Raw genomic sequence first — 14,350 nt, 5'->3', positions numbered from 1 at the left:
CGGCGATTTCTATTTGTGGTGTTTGCCTTACTCGGCGCGCGGCGGGGCCGCAGGCGCGTCGCCAGTCGCGGGTGGCAGAAGATTGCCATCCAGAGAGGGCGTCGAAGGCGCGTCAGGTGCCTGCACCGGCGCTTCAACGCCGATTCGGTCAAGAACAGAGCCGCCGGAGGAATTTTTCGCAGCGATGATCGTCAATGTGATGGAGGTCGCGATGAAAGCGATTGCAAAGGCCCAGGTCAGCTTGCCGAGCGCAGAAATCTGGCCGCGGCCAGTCATTGCGCCAGCGCCGCCGCCACCGCCCATACCGAGCCCGCCACCTTCGGAACGTTGCAGTAGCACGACCCCGATCAGGCAGAGCGCGAGAATGAGGTGAACGATGAGAATGACGTTTTCCATGCGATCCGGCCTTGGCTCCAATGATTTGGGCTAGGTATATCGGGACGGGGTTCGTCGCAACCCCTGTGCGTTCAACATTCTCAGATGCGCCGCCACGTCCACACTTTAAGGTTTTACGCGCGGCGCGCTGCCGTTAAAGAGGGCGCCGGATTTAAGCTAAACGGGGCAACCGATGGCCAATGTCGTAGTTGTAGGCGCTCAATGGGGCGACGAAGGAAAAGGCAAGATCGTTGACTGGCTCAGCGAACGCGCCGATGTGATCGCGCGGTTCCAGGGCGGGCACAACGCGGGCCATACGCTGGTGATCGGTGACAATGTCTATAAGTTGTCGCTGCTGCCATCGGGCATTTTGCGTCAGGGCAAGCTGGGTGTGATTGGTAACGGCGTCGTGCTGGACCCTTGGGCGCTGATCAGCGAGATCGAGAAGATCGAAGCGCAGGGCGTCACCGTCAACACCGAAAACCTCGTGATTGCGGAGAACACACCGTTGATCCTGCCCGTGCATCAGGACCTCGATCAGATCCGTGAAGAGGCCGCGGGCAAGGCCAAGATCGGCACCACCGGGCGCGGTATCGGCCCGGCATATGAAGACAAGGTCGGTCGTCGGACGATCCGCTTGGCGGATCTCGCGGATGAGGCAACCCTTGAGTCCCGCCTCGACCGGCTCCTTGCACACCACAATCCCTTGCGCCGAGGCTTGGGTGTCGACGAAATCGACCGTGACGCGTTGAAAACCAAGCTGCTGGAGATCGCACCCAAGGTCCTGCCTTTCGCGGCCCCGGTGTGGAAGTTGCTCGCTGAGCGCCGCAAGGCCGGTCAGCGCATTCTGTTCGAAGGTGCGCAGGGCGCTCTGCTCGACATTGATTTCGGGACCTACCCGTATGTGACGTCGTCGAACACGCTTGGCGGCATGGCCGCGACGGGGACGGGGCTCGGCCCGAACTCCATCGATTTCGTGCTGGGCATTGTGAAGGCTTATACCACGCGGGTGGGGTCAGGACCGTTCCCGACAGAGTTGGACGACGAAATCGGCAAGCATCTGGCGGATGTGGGCCATGAGAAGGGCACGGTCACCGGTCGCGACCGCCGCTGTGGCTGGTTCGATGCGGTGCTGGTGCGCCAAACCTGCACGACGAGCGGTGTCAAAGGCATTGCGCTGACCAAGCTGGATGTTCTGGACGGGCTGAAAGAATTGAAGATTTGCACGGGCTATGAGCTGGACGGCAAGGTGCTTGATTACCTGCCGACCGCCGCCGATCAGCAGGCGCGCGTGAAGCCGGTCTATGAGACGATGGAAGGCTGGTCGGAAAGCACCGTGGGCGCGCGCAGCTGGGCGGAACTGCCCGCTGCCGCGATCAAGTACGTGCGCCGAATCGAGGAGTTGATCGATTGCCCCGTGGCTCTGCTGTCCACGTCTCCGCAGCGTGACGATACGATCCTCGTCACAGATCCCTTCGCGGATTGAGGGTAGACAGATGACGCTGAGCTACAGGTCGCGCAAACGGTGGTCCCTGATCATTTTGCTGGTTGGGCTGCCGCTTTACATCGTCGCAGCGGTGACTGTGATGAACTGGCTCGGCCGTCCACCCTTCATTGTCGAACTGGCGGTGTATGTCGGGCTCGGCTTCCTGTGGGCGCTGCCGTTCAAATTCGTCTTCCGCGGGGTTGGAAAAGCCGACCCCGAAGCGGCCGAGGATAGCTGAGCATGTCCAGCCCAGGCACCGTGATCGACAGCGATGGAGCGGTGCTGCTGGTGGGCGGCAGTCCTGATCTTTCCGACGTCCTGCCCGGTCTGGCCGCACAAGCGGCCCGAATCGTCGCGGCAGATTCAGGTGCCGAGGCCGTCATCGCGCTCGACCGGACACCCGATGCAGTAATCGGGGATATGGATTCGTTGTCCGACGATGTTGCGTCAAGGCTTCCGACGACCCTGCTGCACCATATTGCCGAACAGGACAGTACTGACTTCGAGAAATGCTTAAGCCGGATCGAAGCCCCTCTGATCCTGGGGGCAGGTTTCACGGGCGGGCGCGTTGACCATACGCTGGCCGCGATGAATGTGCTGGTGCGGTATCCGCAGAAACGATGCGTGCTGGTTGGTCGAGAAGACGCGATCTGCGTCGCGCCTCCCGGCATCGAGCTTGCGTTGCCCAAGAAAACACGCCTGTCGCTTTTCCCGATGGCTGCAGTGACTGGAACGAGCGAGGGGCTGAACTGGCCGATTGACGGATTGCTTTTCGAACCCGCCGCCCAGATCGGAACGTCCAACTTCGTCACCGGCCCTGTCCGTTTGCTCGTCGATCAGCCCGCCATGTTGCTGATTCTGCCGCGTGTCTGCTTGCCTGATTTTCTAGTGGCGCTTGGTACTGCCCCGCGATGGTCGGTCGCATAGCGGCATTTCCCCTCGCAGACAGGCGATCTGTCGCCTATATGGGTTGCGTCTTTAACGGAGCCGCCCATGAGTTTGTCACTTTCGCCCGCCGAAGCAGGGAAATTCGCCGCTGCCCGCCGATCCGTCGATTTCGTCGAAGATGGGATGCGCCTGGGTCTTGGGACAGGGTCAACGGCGGCTTGGATGGTGCGCTGTCTGGCGAAGCGAGCGCGGGATGAACAACTCGACCTGCTATGCGTGCCGACCTCGGAGGCGACTGAACGGCTTGCGCGAGCACTGGGGCTGACCGTCACGACGCTGGACGAGGCCGGGCATCTGGATCTGACGATTGATGGTGCGGATGAGTTTGACCCGTCCTTCAACCTGATCAAAGGTGGGGGCGGTGCGCATCTGCGCGAAAAGATTGTTGCCGCCGCCTCGCAAGAGATGCTGGTCATTACCGATCCAAGCAAGGATGTCGCAGCGCTCGGTGCATTCCCCTTGCCGATAGAGGTGCTGCGGTTTGGACTGGCCTCCACCCGAAGTCAAATCGAGGCGGTGCTGGCCGAGGAGCCCGTTGCCAAGCGCGAGATCAGGTTGCGCGGCGGTAATGACCCGCTGGTGACGGATGAGGGCAATTTCATCATTGACGCGCATCTGGGTCGGATCGACGATCCGGAGGCACTGGCGGTCGCCTTGAACAAGATTCCTGGCGTCGTCGAGAACGGACTGTTCCTCGGCATGTGCCGGACCATTGTCATCGGTCGCGAAGACGGCTCGGTTGAAACCCGGACGCAAGATGGTAGCAAGATCACCGATGTTGATATGGCGGAAGCGGAAACTCTGCCCGGAGGACCAGAATGAGCTTTGATTACGATCTGTTCGTTATTGGCGGTGGTTCAGGCGGTGTGCGGGCGGCGCGTGTTGCGGCGGCCGAAGGCGTGAAGGTAGCGCTGGCCGAAGAAAGCCGGATGGGCGGCACTTGCGTCATTCGTGGCTGTGTGCCGAAGAAGCTGATGGTCTTCGCGTCCAGCTATCGCGACGCGTTTGACGATGCCCGCGCCTATGGTTGGGACGTGAAGAATGGCGACTTCGACTGGCAGACTTTCAAGCCCAAGCTGCACGCCGAACTGGACCGGCTGGAAGGGGTTTATCAGCGGTTGCTCGACGGGTCGGGCGTGACTTGGTTTGGCGAGCGTGCCGTGCTGAAAGACGCGCATACAGTTGAACTTGCTTCGGGCAAATCGATCTCGGCCAAACACATTCTGGTGGCAACAGGTGGTCGACCGTTCGTGCCGGAATTCGAGAATTGTGACTCGGTTATCACTTCGAATGACATCTTCAATCTGGACGACTTGCCGAGGTCCATTCTGATCGTGGGCGGTGGCTACATCGCGTGCGAATTTGCCTGTATCCTCAATGGGATGGGCGTTGAGGTCACACAGTATTACCGGGGCGAACAAATTCTGCGGGGCTTTGACGGAGAAGCGCGCGGTTTGATTGCGGACAAGATGTGCGACAACGGCGTGAAGCTGCATACAGGCACCGATGTCATCGAGCTGGAACAACGCGACGGCGGGGTCTGGGTCAAGGCGACGGACGGCCGCGAGCAGGTTTTTGACAAGGTCATGTATGCGACCGGGCGCGTGCCGAACACCGGCGGGTTGGGGCTGGGAAAGCTGGGTGTGAAACTCAGGCGCAATGGCGCGGTAGCGGTTGACGACTACAGCCAGACCTCAGTTCCGTCGATCTATGCCGTGGGCGATGTGACGGATCGGGTGAACTTAACGCCGGTTGCAATCCGTGAGGGGATGGCGTTCGTAGAGACTGTGTTTAATGGCAACCCGACCAAGCCTGATCACGAGTTGATTCCGAGTGCCGTGTTCACGCAGCCCGAATTTGGCACGATTGGCTTGTCGGAAGAAGAGGCCGCAGAGCAGGGGCCGATCGAGGTCTATTCGACCTCGTTCAAAGCGATGCAGCAGGCGTTTGCCGGACGAGACGACCGCGTTATGATGAAGCTGATCGTCAGCAAGGAAACGCGCAAGGTGCTGGGCTGTCATATCGTCGCGCCAAACGCCGGCGAGATGATCCAGTTGGCGGGAATCGCGGTTAAAATGGGGGCGACGAAGGAAGACTTCGACCGTACTGTCGCTGTTCATCCGACCATGTCGGAAGAATTGGTGACAATGAAATCGCCCGTAAGGACGGCTTGATTTTCAAGCTCGAACAATCATTTCTAGGTCAAAGGTATGGCCGGAGAGACATGAGAAGGAAACTGAATGGCAGGCAATAACGGAGGCCCGTGGGGCGGTGGGGGCCGCAACACGGGAGGGGGTGGAGACGATGGCGACCGCGGTGGTCGTCGCCCCGGCAATGACCCATCGCAAATGCCCGAAATCGACGAGATCGTTCGGAAGGGGCAGGAACAGCTGAAAGTGCTGATGGGTGGTCGTGGTGGCGGACGTTCCGGCGGTGGCTCTGGTGATGGTCCGTCCTTTGGTCGCGGGACCATAGGCTTGATCGTTCTTGCCATTATCGGTGCTTGGCTGTTCGCGTCCTTCTATACGGTAAAACCAGAAGAACGGTCCGTCGAATTGTTCCTTGGTGAGTACAGCTCAACCGGTGAACCCGGCCTGAACTTCGCGCCTTGGCCCGTTGTGACGGCAGAGGTCATTCCGGTAACGCGTGAGAATATCGAAAACATCGGCCTGTCCGGCGGTGGTTCCGACGATGGGCTGATGCTGACAACCGACGCGAACATCGTGGATATTGATTTCCAAGTGGTTTGGAACATCAACGACCCGGGAAAATACCTGTTCAACATTCGTGATCCTGATGTGACCGTTCGTGCTGTATCGGAAGCGGCCATGCGTGAGATCATCGCGCGGTCGGAATTGGCTCCCATCCTGAACCGGGATCGGGGCATCATCGCCGACGGTGCTCATGAGTTGATCCAATCGACGCTTGACGGTTACGAAAGCGGCATCAACGTGGTTCGCGTCAACCTCGACAAGGCCGATCCACCGATGGAAGTGATCGACTCCTTCCGCGAAGTTCAGGCGGCGGAGCAGGAGCGTGACCGCTTGCAGCGTCAGGCCGATGCTTATGCCAACCGTGTTCTGGCCGGCGCTCGTGGTGAAGCCGCACAGCTTCTGGAAGAAGCGGAAGGGTATCGCGCACGCGTCGTAAACGAAGCCGAAGGTGAAGCCAGCCGCTTCTCTGCCGTTCTGGAAGAATATCGCAATGCGCCGGAAGTGACGCGCAAGCGACTTTATCTGGAGACGATGGAAAAGGTGCTGGGTGACGTCGACAAGGTCATCCTCGACGACAGCGCCACCGGAGAGGGGCAGGGTGTCGTACCGTACCTGCCGCTGAACGAGTTGCGCCGGAACACCGGTCAAACGCAATCCACGCAGGGGAACTGAGCCATGAACAAGCTGACATTTCTCATTCCCGTCATTGTTGTCGCAATTGCCGCTTTGCTGTCGTCCATCTTCATCGTGGACGAACGTGAAAAGGCGCTGGTCTTGCAGTTCGGTCAGATCAAGTCTGTGAAAGAAGAACCCGGGCTGGCATTCAAGGTGCCGTTGATCCAGGAAGTGGTGCGGTATGACGACCGTATCCTGTCGCTGGACACGGATGAGATCGAGGTCACCCCGTCCGATGACCGCCGACTGGTTGTCGATGCCTTCGCGCGCTACCGCATCGCCGATGTGGTGCAGTTCCGTCAGGCCGTAGGGATTGGTGGCATTGGTGCTGCCGAGGATCGGTTGATGTCTATTCTTAATGCACAGATCCGGGAGGTTCTGGGTTCGGAGCAAGTGACGTCCGATACTATCCTGTCACCTGATCGCCGCGCATTGGTCGAGCGTATCCGTGACCAGTCTCGGTCATCGGCGCTGGCACTTGGTCTGGATGTAGTCGACGTTCAGTTGAAGCAGACGGCTCTGCCTACGCAAAACCTTGAAGCAACCTTCGCGCGGATGCGAGCCGAGCGCGAACGGGAAGCCGCCGACGAGATTGCGCGTGGTAACGAAGCTGCGCAGCGTGTGCGTGCCCAGGCGGACAGGACAGTTGTGGAACTGACCTCGGATGCCAGCCGTGAAAGCGAAATCGTTCGCGGTGAAGCCGATGCCGCACGTAGCCGCATTTTTGCGGACGCCTATGGTGCCGACGAAGGGTTCTTCGACTTCTACCGTTCGCTGACGGCCTATGAACGTGCATTGAAGGGAGAAAACTCCTCGATGGTTATTTCGCCCGACGGCGAGTTCTTCAACTATCTGAATGGCTCGGGCAACATCGGCGGCGAAGCCCGTCCGTGACGACGGTAATCTGGGCCATAGGTTTGGTTCTTGTTGTAGAGGGGCTGGTGCTTGCGCTGGCCCCTTTGCGTCTGGAAGAGATGCTGCGCAAATTTGCAGAGCTTCCTATCGATACACGCCGTCTGATAGGTTTGGCCACCACTGCGACAGGCGTGGCTTTGCTCTGGATATTCCGTTTGGTAAGTAGTTAAACTTGGGCCGCAAGCTGTAAGATTTGTCACACCACTGTGACGCCCGGCGATCAGTGTTGAGTTGGCAATTCGTAGATGTCGCAACCATATAACAGCACAGCCCTCTTATGGGGTGCTCGTTTAAGCGAATAAGGAGTCGAGCGTGAGTATGTTGAACGCTTCCCCAATACGCGCCACCCGAAATCTTGCGATCGCCGCGTTGCTTGGTGGGTCGATGGTGTTTTCACAGCCACTGCCTCTCGAAGCTCAGGACATTCCGGGTAGCTTTGCCGAACTGGCCGAATCCGTTAGTGATTCCGTCGTTAATATCACCACAACCACGACTGTCAGCACATCGAACAATATCGGTCCGATCGTCCCCGAAGGTTCACCTTTCGAAGACTTCTTCCGCGATTTTCTCGAACGATCGCCTAATGGTGGGCCGAGCCGGCCGCAGCGCAGTTCGGCACTCGGATCGGGGTTCGTGATTTCGGAAGACGGTTTCATCGTAACGAATAATCATGTGATCGACGGTGCCGATGAGATTCAGGTTGAATTCTATTCCGGTGAAACACTACCCGCCGAAGTAATTGGAACCGACCCGACCACTGACATTGCTGTCTTGAAGGTTGAAAGCGACGACCCACTTCCGTTTGTCAAATTCGGAGATAGCGATGTGTCTCGCGTCGGCGATTGGGTTATGGCCATGGGGAACCCGCTTGGTCAGGGGTTCTCCGTATCCGCAGGTATCGTGTCTGCACGGGGCCGCGCTCTGGCTGGTAGCTACGATGACTACATCCAGACCGACGCCGCGATCAACCGGGGTAACTCTGGTGGACCGCTGTTCAACATGGATGGTGATGTTATCGGCGTGAACACTGCGATCCTGTCGCCCAATGGCGGATCCATCGGGATCGGCTTTGCGATGTCTTCGGCGGTGGTGAAACCGGTGGTCGACCAACTCAAGGAGTTTGGCGAAACCCGTCGCGGTTGGTTGGGTGTTCGCATTCAGGATGTTACGGAAGATATCGCGGACGCGATCGGACTGGACTCTGTCGCTGGTGCGCTAATCACGGATGTGCCCGAAGGTCCGGCTGCCGAGGCTGGTCTTAAATCGGGCGATGTGATCATGTCGTTCGATGGGCGCGATGTGGCTGATACGCGCGAATTGGTTCGGGCTGTTGGCAATGCCGAGATCGGCAAATCCGTACGTTTGAAGATCATGCGCGATGGCAAGACAGAAACGGTAATGGTCACGCTCGGTCGTCGTGAAACATCCGAATCCATCCCGGCTTCTGCCCCCTCCAATGAACCAGCCGAGGAAGATCTTCTTGGTATGACTCTCAGCACCGTTACGGATGAACTGCGCGCGCAGCTTCAACTGCCTGACGATGCCAGTGGTCTGGTTGTGATGAATGTCGATGAGATGAGCGACGCTTTCGAGAAGGGGCTCCGTGCTGGCGATGTGATCGTCGAGGCGGGGCAAGAGAAAGTCACGGCTCCGTCGGAACTGGAGACACGCATCGCGGACGCAACGGATGCCGGCCGCAAGTCGCTGCTGCTTCTGGTCCAGCGCGAAGGTGATCCGCGCTTCGTAGCGCTTTCGCTGGAATAAGTGCGGGGGCACTTCGTACCGCATCGGGGCGCTTCGGCGCCCCTTTTGCCGACCCGCACTGGTCAATCGCAGTATCATCGCTTATGTCGCTTCTGATTTGCGCCAAGCAGCGAGAAGCCACGAGGAACGGATGCCCAAAATCACCTATATCGAGCATAACGGAACCGAGCATGTCGTCGATGTCCCTGTCGGGCTGACGGTGATGGAAGGTGCGCGCGACAACGGTATTCCGGGGATCGAGGCCGATTGCGGCGGCGCGTGCGCCTGTTCTACCTGCCACGTTTACGTGGATTCCGCTTGGGTCGAAAAGTTGCCGGCAGTTGATCCGATGGAAGAGGATATGCTCGATTTCGCATTTGAGCCAAGCCCGGAAAGCTCGCGTCTGACCTGCCAGTTGAAGGTCACTGATGATCTGGACGGTCTGATCGTCCGGATGCCCGAAAAACAAATATGATGCCGTTGGCGGCAGGGCTGTTGATGTTGTGGTCCGCGTCTGCGGCCATGGCGGAAAGCATGATCACTGCCGCCGACTATACCGAACCAACGAACCGCTACCCCCATGGTGCGCTGGGTGATGACATCGAGTATGGCGCGCTGCGTCTGAGGATGTCGGACGGGCGGCGCTTTGTGTTGCGTTTGCGCGCCTCGCGCGTGTTCGAGGATACCGCACCGCGGCTAGCCGATTTGGATGGCGATGGGGATGCCGAGGTTGTGGTGGTGGAAGCCGACGCCTCGTACGGTGCTCGGTTGTCGATTTATGACGAGACAGGTCTGGTGGCGGCAACGCCATTCATCGGCCAACGTTTCCGTTGGCTGGCGCCGGTAGGCGTTGAGGATTTCGATCGCGATGGCACGGTAGAGATAGCTTACGTCGATCGCCCGCATCTCGCGCGGCAACTCAATGTCTGGCGCTACACGGGAGAGGGGCTCGAACGGATCGGTGTCATGGATGGGCTGACCAATCATCGTTTCGGAGAGCTAACAATTCGCGGCGGTGTTCGCGATTGCGGGGCGGGCCCTGAAATGGTTGTCGAGGATGCGGCCGGAGAACACGTTGTTTTGGTCACTCTCGGCTCAACCGGATTGACAAGCCGAACAACCCAGCTACCCGCCTCGCCAGAGGGATATCGCGCGGCCCTATCCTGCCAGTGACGCGAATTCCTAGGGGGTAATTTTTCGTTCCCGCAGGATAACGAACAGGATCGACAGAACCGAAAGTGTGGCGCTGCACACCATGATCCACAGCAGGGGATATGCGCCTGATCCGGGGGTCAGCATAGCGCCCGCAAAGGCGGACAGAGCGGCGCCGCCACCGATCATGAGTGCACCGCCCAGTCCTGCAGCAGTGCCCGCCAAGCGTGGCCGAACAGATAACATCCCGGCCGTTGCGTTGGGCAGCACCATACCGTTGCCCAGTCCGACGAAAACCATGAACCCGAAGAACGTCCAGACGCTCCCCAAGCCAGAGTAAAATACGATCAGCGCCATGGTCAGGCCAAACGCCGTTAGCAACGTGCCGCAAAGCGCCATCGCATTGATGCCGTAGCGCACGGAATAACGCCCGGCTAGGGCATTGCCCACCAGATAGCCAACCGCAGGCGCACCGAAGAAATAGCCAAGCTTCGCGGGCGTCAGCGTGAAAACCTCGCTGCCGACGAAGGGCGCGCCGCCGAGATAGGCGAAGAAGGTGCCAGATGCGGTCATGATGGTCAGGTTGTAGCCCCAGAAGCGCAGAGATCGGAACAGTTCCGGTGCTTCCCGCATCTGCTCTTTCAGGCTGCCGTTCGCTTTGGGGGCGGTTTCGCCAAGATCGAACCAACTGATGACTACGACGCCACCGGCCAGAACGAATAGCAGCCAGAAATTGGCCTGCCAGCCGAACATCTCGTCCATCAACCCGCCGATGGCCGGGGAAAACATCGGGACTACCGCCATGCCCATCGTGACATAACCAATCATCGACGCGGACTGATCGGCATCGTACATGTCGCGAACAATGGCGCGCGACAGTACCATTCCCGACACGACGATCGCTTGGGCCATTCTGAACAGCAGGAAGCTTTCGGCCGTGGGCGCATAGATCGTGCCGAGTGTTGCCAGCATGAACAGGCCGAAGGACCACAGGATCACTGGCCTGCGCCCGAAACGGTCCGATATCGGACCGATGAAGATTTGCAGGACGGCATTCACCGCCAAGTATAGTGCGACCGACAATTGCATCAGCCGGTATTCTGTCTGGAAGTGCTCGGTCATCGTGGGCAGCGATGGCAGATATACGTTCATCGCAGCGGCAGGAACGCCCGCAAGCAAGACGAGTGTTACAATGTTCGGCGGGGTGCTTCGGTCGAGGAACCGGGCGCGTGCGGAAGTGGTCATGCCGAATCCAGTAATCCGCGGCGCAACGGTTGTCCATGCGTGAAGCGAGGTATGACTCCGCTCTTTTCCCGGCGCGGAGAGGCGGTTAGGCTCTTCGGAACCAGGGAGAGCCGAATGAAAGACATTCTCGCGGAGTTGGAGAACAGGCGCGAAGTTGCCCGCGCGGGTGGCGGCGAAAAACGTGTCGCGGCGCAGCATGCCAAGGGGAAGCTGACGGCGCGCGAACGGATCGAGCTTCTGCTGGATGAAGGGTCTTTCGAAGAATTCGACATGTTTGTGGCACATCGTTGCACCGATTTCGGGATGGATGCAGATCGTCCTGCCGGGGATGGAGTCGTAACCGGCTGGGGGACGATCAACGGCAGGCAGGTCTACCTATTCAGCCAGGACTTTACCGTGTTCGGCGGGTCGCTGTCGGAAACGCACGCGCAGAAGATCTGCAAGATCATGGATATGGCGATGCGCAACGGCGCGCCGGTGATTGGGCTGAACGATTCCGGGGGCGCGCGCATCCAGGAAGGTGTGGCGAGCCTTGGCGGCTATGCCGACGTGTTCCAGAAGAATGTGTTGGCTTCGGGCGTCGTGCCGCAGATCAGCGTGATCATGGGGCCGTGTGCCGGGGGCGCGGTTTACTCTCCGGCGATGACCGATTTCATCTTCATGGTGAAGGACAGTTCCTACATGTTCGTCACTGGGCCGGATGTGGTTAAGACCGTGACGAATGAAGTTGTCACGGCTGAAGAACTTGGTGGTGCCGCGACGCATACGCGCAAGTCTTCGGTCGCTGATGGGGCGTTCGCGAATGATGTCGAAGCGCTTGCCGAAGTTCGGCGCTTGGTGGATTTCCTACCGCTGAACAATCGCGAAAAGCCCCCGGTCCGGCCGTTTTTCGATGAACCAGACCGCGTGGAGCTGAGCCTCGACACGCTGATCCCTGACAGCCCGAACCAGCCGTATGACATGAAGGAGTTGGTCGAGAAGATCGCGGACGAGGGAGATTTCTTCGAGATACAGGCCGAGTTCGCAAAGAACATCATCACCGGGTTCATTCGTCTCGAAGGGCGCACCGTGGGCGTCGTCGCGAACCAGCCTATGGTGCTGGCGGGTGTTCTGGACATCGACAGCAGTCGCAAGGCTGCGCGGTTCGTTCGCTTTTGCGACTGTTTTGAAATCCCTATCCTGACACTGGTCGATGTGCCGGGCTTTCTGCCGGGAACGGGGCAAGAACTTGGCGGGGTCATCAAGCATGGCGCAAAGCTGCTTTTCGCCTACGGTGAGGCGACGGTGCCCAAAGTTACCTTGATCACGCGCAAGGCGTATGGCGGAGCCTATGATGTGATGGCGTCAAAGCATCTGCGCGGCGATTTCAACTATGCTTGGCCCACCGCCGAGATCGCGGTGATGGGTGCCAAAGGAGCAGTTGAAATCCTATATCGCTCCGAACTTGGTGATCGGGGTAAGATCGAGGCGCGTACGCGGGATTACGAAGACCGCTTCGCCAACCCGTTTGTAGCGGCGGAGCGTGGTTTCATTGACGAGGTCATCCAGCCCCATTCAACCCGCAGGCGTGTTGCACGCGCCTTTGCCAGTCTGCGCAATAAACGCTTAGACAATCCTTGGAAGAAACATGATAATATTCCACTTTAGAAGGAAACTCGCAGTTGGCACAGTTCCATCAAGTTGCCGAAGCTCCTACTCCGGTCGGCCCGTTCTGCCACGCGACTGAATCCGATGGTTGGGTCATGCTGACGGGTCAGATGCCGACATGGCCGAATGACCCTGACGCGCCACTGCCCGACGGTATTGTAGCCCAAACAGAGCGGGTGATCGAAAACCTGGAACTGGTGCTTGGCGGGCTTGGGCTGAACCTGAGCCACGTGTTGCAATGCCGGTGCTACCTGACAGAATTCGAACGCGACTTTTCGGCTTTCAACGACGTTTATAAGTCCCGCTTCCCAGGGGACCGTAGACCGGCCCGAACCACCATCGGTGTCACTGCCCTGGCCGTAGGTGCGCTGGTCGAGATCGACATGCTGGCCAAGCGCCCGTGAGTAATCACTGGTATATCTCGCATTCGCGGGAAGAGGTGACGCTTGCGCGGGTTTTGCCCGTGCGATTCGATCTAAGTGCGGAAATCACGATGCCCGTGCTTCGCAAAACCGTGCTGGCACATGAGGTCCGGAAGGATGTCTGGCGCAGCTTGCAGGGGCTTCGTGGCTTCAGCCCTGTCGTTACGGTCCGCGAAGAATTACGGGGTTTGCGTATCATTGCTGGCGGTCGTATCGAGAATGCAAAGAGCGTTCCTCCGTCACTTCAGAGCCGGCTTGAAGCTGTCTTGAACGACCCGCATCGGCAGGCACGCTGGCGACAACATGCAAGGATACGCCCATGATCAAGCATCGCGGATTTCCCAGCCGTTTGACCGGCACGGACTTTCAGTTCACCATTCGGCGCGCCAATCCAAAAGGGGCAACGCCTTTGACAGTGAGGGAACGCTACCGGGACCGCAGACCTGCGGACAAGCGTGCCGATGTCAACTTCATGGCATGTCTTTGGGACTATTTCGGAGCGGAGCCGTTCGAGCGCGGCAACCTGGATGCCGGTCGTCTGTCTTGGTTGTTCGGGCGTGAAGTGGTGGCGGCGGAAGACCCGTTCGATCCGACCAGCTATGACGCGATGCTGAAGATCGATATTCCGACCGCACGGGCTTCCTTTCCGGAGGTGTTCAACGATGAAGACCTCTGGTCGCCAGAGGATGAGGCTTGACCGCCGCGCGCATCTTTCGTGAAAAAGGCTTGCCCGCCGCAGCAAGCCTTGGCTATCTGATGCATCGAGCAGAAGAAGGAGAGCCGGAATGCGGCGAAAAATTATGCTACTGGGCGCGGCAGCCTTGGTTGCGCTGGCTGGGTGTTCCAAACCTCCGAGCCAATGGACACAGGGCGAGCGGGCCTTGGTTGGTGCGGGCGCTGGTGTCGGCGTGGCGGCAGTTGCCGGTGCGAGCCTTGGCTGGGGCGCAACCATCGGTGCCGGTGCTGGACTTGTTAGCGGGCTGGTTTCACAATAGTTTGATCATCCTGTTGCAGCTTGACAACAATCG

The 14,350-nt window shown here is 59.0% G+C and carries 18 protein-coding genes; 16 read left to right on the top strand and 2 right to left on the bottom strand.

Translation table 11 applies throughout. The features are described from left to right. Positions 1 to 27: 27 nt before the first annotated feature. Positions 28 to 396, bottom strand: coding sequence for a preprotein translocase subunit SecG (secG, locus tag FPZ52_RS08110; protein WP_146364968.1), 369 nt, complete (start codon positions 394 to 396; stop codon positions 28 to 30). Between the two features lie 172 nt (positions 397 to 568). On the opposite strand from secG, the gene FPZ52_RS08105 reads away from it, so the two are divergent. From FPZ52_RS08105 to FPZ52_RS08055, 11 genes are all read left to right on the top strand, one after another. Further along, positions 569 to 1,861 (top strand): adenylosuccinate synthase, encoded by a 1,293-nt coding sequence (locus FPZ52_RS08105; RefSeq protein ID WP_146364967.1) that lies wholly within the window; start codon positions 569 to 571, stop codon positions 1,859 to 1,861. 10 nt (positions 1,862 to 1,871) lie between these two features. Continuing rightward, positions 1,872 to 2,099, top strand: coding sequence for a DUF2842 domain-containing protein (locus FPZ52_RS08100; protein ID WP_146364966.1), 228 nt, complete (start codon positions 1,872 to 1,874; stop codon positions 2,097 to 2,099). Between the two features lie 2 nt (positions 2,100 to 2,101). Next, on the top strand, positions 2,102 to 2,788 hold the full coding sequence (locus FPZ52_RS08095) for a thiamine diphosphokinase (protein ID WP_146364965.1): 687 nt from the start codon (positions 2,102 to 2,104) through the stop codon (positions 2,786 to 2,788). 66 nt (positions 2,789 to 2,854) lie between these two features. After that, a complete protein-coding gene (gene rpiA, locus FPZ52_RS08090) occupies positions 2,855 to 3,631 on the top strand; it encodes a ribose-5-phosphate isomerase RpiA (RefSeq protein ID WP_146364964.1) in 777 nt (258 codons plus the stop codon). After that, on the top strand, positions 3,628 to 4,983 hold the full coding sequence (gene gor / locus FPZ52_RS08085; protein WP_146364963.1) for a glutathione-disulfide reductase: 1,356 nt from the start codon (positions 3,628 to 3,630) through the stop codon (positions 4,981 to 4,983). The genes rpiA and gor overlap by 4 nt, the downstream gene beginning before the upstream one ends. Positions 4,984 to 5,049: 66 nt before the next feature. Continuing rightward, complete coding sequence (hflK, locus tag FPZ52_RS08080; protein WP_146364962.1) at positions 5,050 to 6,195, top strand: FtsH protease activity modulator HflK; 1,146 nt, start codon at positions 5,050 to 5,052, stop codon at positions 6,193 to 6,195. 3 nt (positions 6,196 to 6,198) lie between these two features. Next, positions 6,199 to 7,092: a protease modulator HflC gene (gene hflC, locus FPZ52_RS08075; protein ID WP_146364961.1), complete on the top strand. Its 894-nt coding sequence runs from the start codon at positions 6,199 to 6,201 to the stop codon at positions 7,090 to 7,092. Next, positions 7,089 to 7,283: a DUF2065 family protein gene (locus tag FPZ52_RS08070; protein ID WP_146364960.1), complete on the top strand. Its 195-nt coding sequence runs from the start codon at positions 7,089 to 7,091 to the stop codon at positions 7,281 to 7,283. The genes hflC and FPZ52_RS08070 overlap by 4 nt, the downstream gene beginning before the upstream one ends. Before the next feature lie 148 nt (positions 7,284 to 7,431). Continuing rightward, on the top strand, positions 7,432 to 8,877 hold the full coding sequence (locus FPZ52_RS08065) for a Do family serine endopeptidase (RefSeq protein WP_146365704.1): 1,446 nt from the start codon (positions 7,432 to 7,434) through the stop codon (positions 8,875 to 8,877). A 130-nt stretch (positions 8,878 to 9,007) separates the two neighbouring features. Continuing rightward, positions 9,008 to 9,331, top strand: coding sequence for a 2Fe-2S iron-sulfur cluster-binding protein (locus FPZ52_RS08060; RefSeq protein WP_146364959.1), 324 nt, complete (start codon positions 9,008 to 9,010; stop codon positions 9,329 to 9,331). Next, entirely contained in the window at positions 9,328 to 10,029 is a 702-nt protein-coding gene (locus tag FPZ52_RS08055; protein ID WP_146364958.1) for an FG-GAP repeat domain-containing protein, read from the top strand. The genes FPZ52_RS08060 and FPZ52_RS08055 overlap by 4 nt, the downstream gene beginning before the upstream one ends. A gap of 9 nt (positions 10,030 to 10,038) precedes the next feature. Here FPZ52_RS08055 and FPZ52_RS08050 read toward each other — a convergent pair whose 3' ends face one another. Continuing rightward, positions 10,039 to 11,253 carry a multidrug effflux MFS transporter gene (locus FPZ52_RS08050; RefSeq protein ID WP_146364957.1) on the bottom strand — a complete coding sequence of 405 codons (1,215 nt, stop codon included), beginning with the start codon at positions 11,251 to 11,253 and terminating at the stop codon, positions 10,039 to 10,041. A gap of 114 nt (positions 11,254 to 11,367) precedes the next feature. On the opposite strand from FPZ52_RS08050, the gene FPZ52_RS08045 reads away from it, so the two are divergent. From FPZ52_RS08045 to FPZ52_RS08025, 5 genes are all read left to right on the top strand, one after another. Next, complete coding sequence (locus tag FPZ52_RS08045; protein WP_146364956.1) at positions 11,368 to 12,900, top strand: acyl-CoA carboxylase subunit beta; 1,533 nt, start codon at positions 11,368 to 11,370, stop codon at positions 12,898 to 12,900. 14 nt (positions 12,901 to 12,914) lie between these two features. Continuing rightward, a complete protein-coding gene (locus FPZ52_RS08040; RefSeq protein ID WP_146364955.1) occupies positions 12,915 to 13,304 on the top strand; it encodes a RidA family protein in 390 nt (129 codons plus the stop codon). Next, the gene (locus FPZ52_RS08035; RefSeq protein ID WP_146364954.1) at positions 13,301 to 13,645 is read left to right on the top strand and encodes a hypothetical protein; all 345 of its coding nucleotides are present in this window, start codon (positions 13,301 to 13,303) and stop codon (positions 13,643 to 13,645) included. The genes FPZ52_RS08040 and FPZ52_RS08035 overlap by 4 nt, the downstream gene beginning before the upstream one ends. After that, the gene (locus FPZ52_RS08030; protein ID WP_146364953.1) at positions 13,642 to 14,019 is read left to right on the top strand and encodes a hypothetical protein; all 378 of its coding nucleotides are present in this window, start codon (positions 13,642 to 13,644) and stop codon (positions 14,017 to 14,019) included. The genes FPZ52_RS08035 and FPZ52_RS08030 overlap by 4 nt, the downstream gene beginning before the upstream one ends. A gap of 88 nt (positions 14,020 to 14,107) precedes the next feature. Beyond that, on the top strand, positions 14,108 to 14,317 hold the full coding sequence (locus FPZ52_RS08025; protein WP_146364952.1) for a hypothetical protein: 210 nt from the start codon (positions 14,108 to 14,110) through the stop codon (positions 14,315 to 14,317). The last annotated feature ends 33 nt before the right edge of the window (positions 14,318 to 14,350 follow it).

This window comes from Qingshengfaniella alkalisoli, assembly GCF_007855645.1.
In the GTDB taxonomy this organism is placed as follows: Bacteria; Pseudomonadota; Alphaproteobacteria; order Rhodobacterales; family Rhodobacteraceae; genus Qingshengfaniella; species Qingshengfaniella alkalisoli.
The sequence above is the reverse complement of the archived record's forward strand: the minus strand, read 5'-3'. Positions and strand labels throughout refer to the sequence as shown.

Bases quoted from the DNA above. Each gene is read 5' to 3' on its own strand.
- FPZ52_RS08025 (WP_146364952.1), top strand. From the start codon at position 14,108: ATGCGGCGAAAAATTATGCTACTGGGCGCGGCAGCCTTGGTTGCGCTG.
- FPZ52_RS08030 (WP_146364953.1), top strand. From the start codon at position 13,642: ATGATCAAGCATCGCGGATTTCCCAGCCGTTTGACCGGCACGGACTTT.
- hflC (WP_146364961.1), top strand. From the start codon at position 6,199: ATGAACAAGCTGACATTTCTCATTCCCGTCATTGTTGTCGCAATTGCC.
- FPZ52_RS08050 (WP_146364957.1), bottom strand. From the start codon at position 11,253: ATGACCACTTCCGCACGCGCCCGGTTCCTCGACCGAAGCACCCCGCCG.
- FPZ52_RS08055 (WP_146364958.1), top strand. From the start codon at position 9,328: ATGATGCCGTTGGCGGCAGGGCTGTTGATGTTGTGGTCCGCGTCTGCG.
- FPZ52_RS08060 (WP_146364959.1), top strand. From the start codon at position 9,008: ATGCCCAAAATCACCTATATCGAGCATAACGGAACCGAGCATGTCGTC.
- FPZ52_RS08065 (WP_146365704.1), top strand. From the start codon at position 7,432: ATGTTGAACGCTTCCCCAATACGCGCCACCCGAAATCTTGCGATCGCC.
- FPZ52_RS08100 (WP_146364966.1), top strand. From the start codon at position 1,872: ATGACGCTGAGCTACAGGTCGCGCAAACGGTGGTCCCTGATCATTTTG.
- hflK (WP_146364962.1), top strand. From the start codon at position 5,050: ATGGCAGGCAATAACGGAGGCCCGTGGGGCGGTGGGGGCCGCAACACG.
- FPZ52_RS08045 (WP_146364956.1), top strand. From the start codon at position 11,368: ATGAAAGACATTCTCGCGGAGTTGGAGAACAGGCGCGAAGTTGCCCGC.
- FPZ52_RS08105 (WP_146364967.1), top strand. From the start codon at position 569: ATGGCCAATGTCGTAGTTGTAGGCGCTCAATGGGGCGACGAAGGAAAA.
- gor (WP_146364963.1), top strand. From the start codon at position 3,628: ATGAGCTTTGATTACGATCTGTTCGTTATTGGCGGTGGTTCAGGCGGT.
- rpiA (WP_146364964.1), top strand. From the start codon at position 2,855: ATGAGTTTGTCACTTTCGCCCGCCGAAGCAGGGAAATTCGCCGCTGCC.
- secG (WP_146364968.1), bottom strand. From the start codon at position 396: ATGGAAAACGTCATTCTCATCGTTCACCTCATTCTCGCGCTCTGCCTG.
- FPZ52_RS08095 (WP_146364965.1), top strand. From the start codon at position 2,102: ATGTCCAGCCCAGGCACCGTGATCGACAGCGATGGAGCGGTGCTGCTG.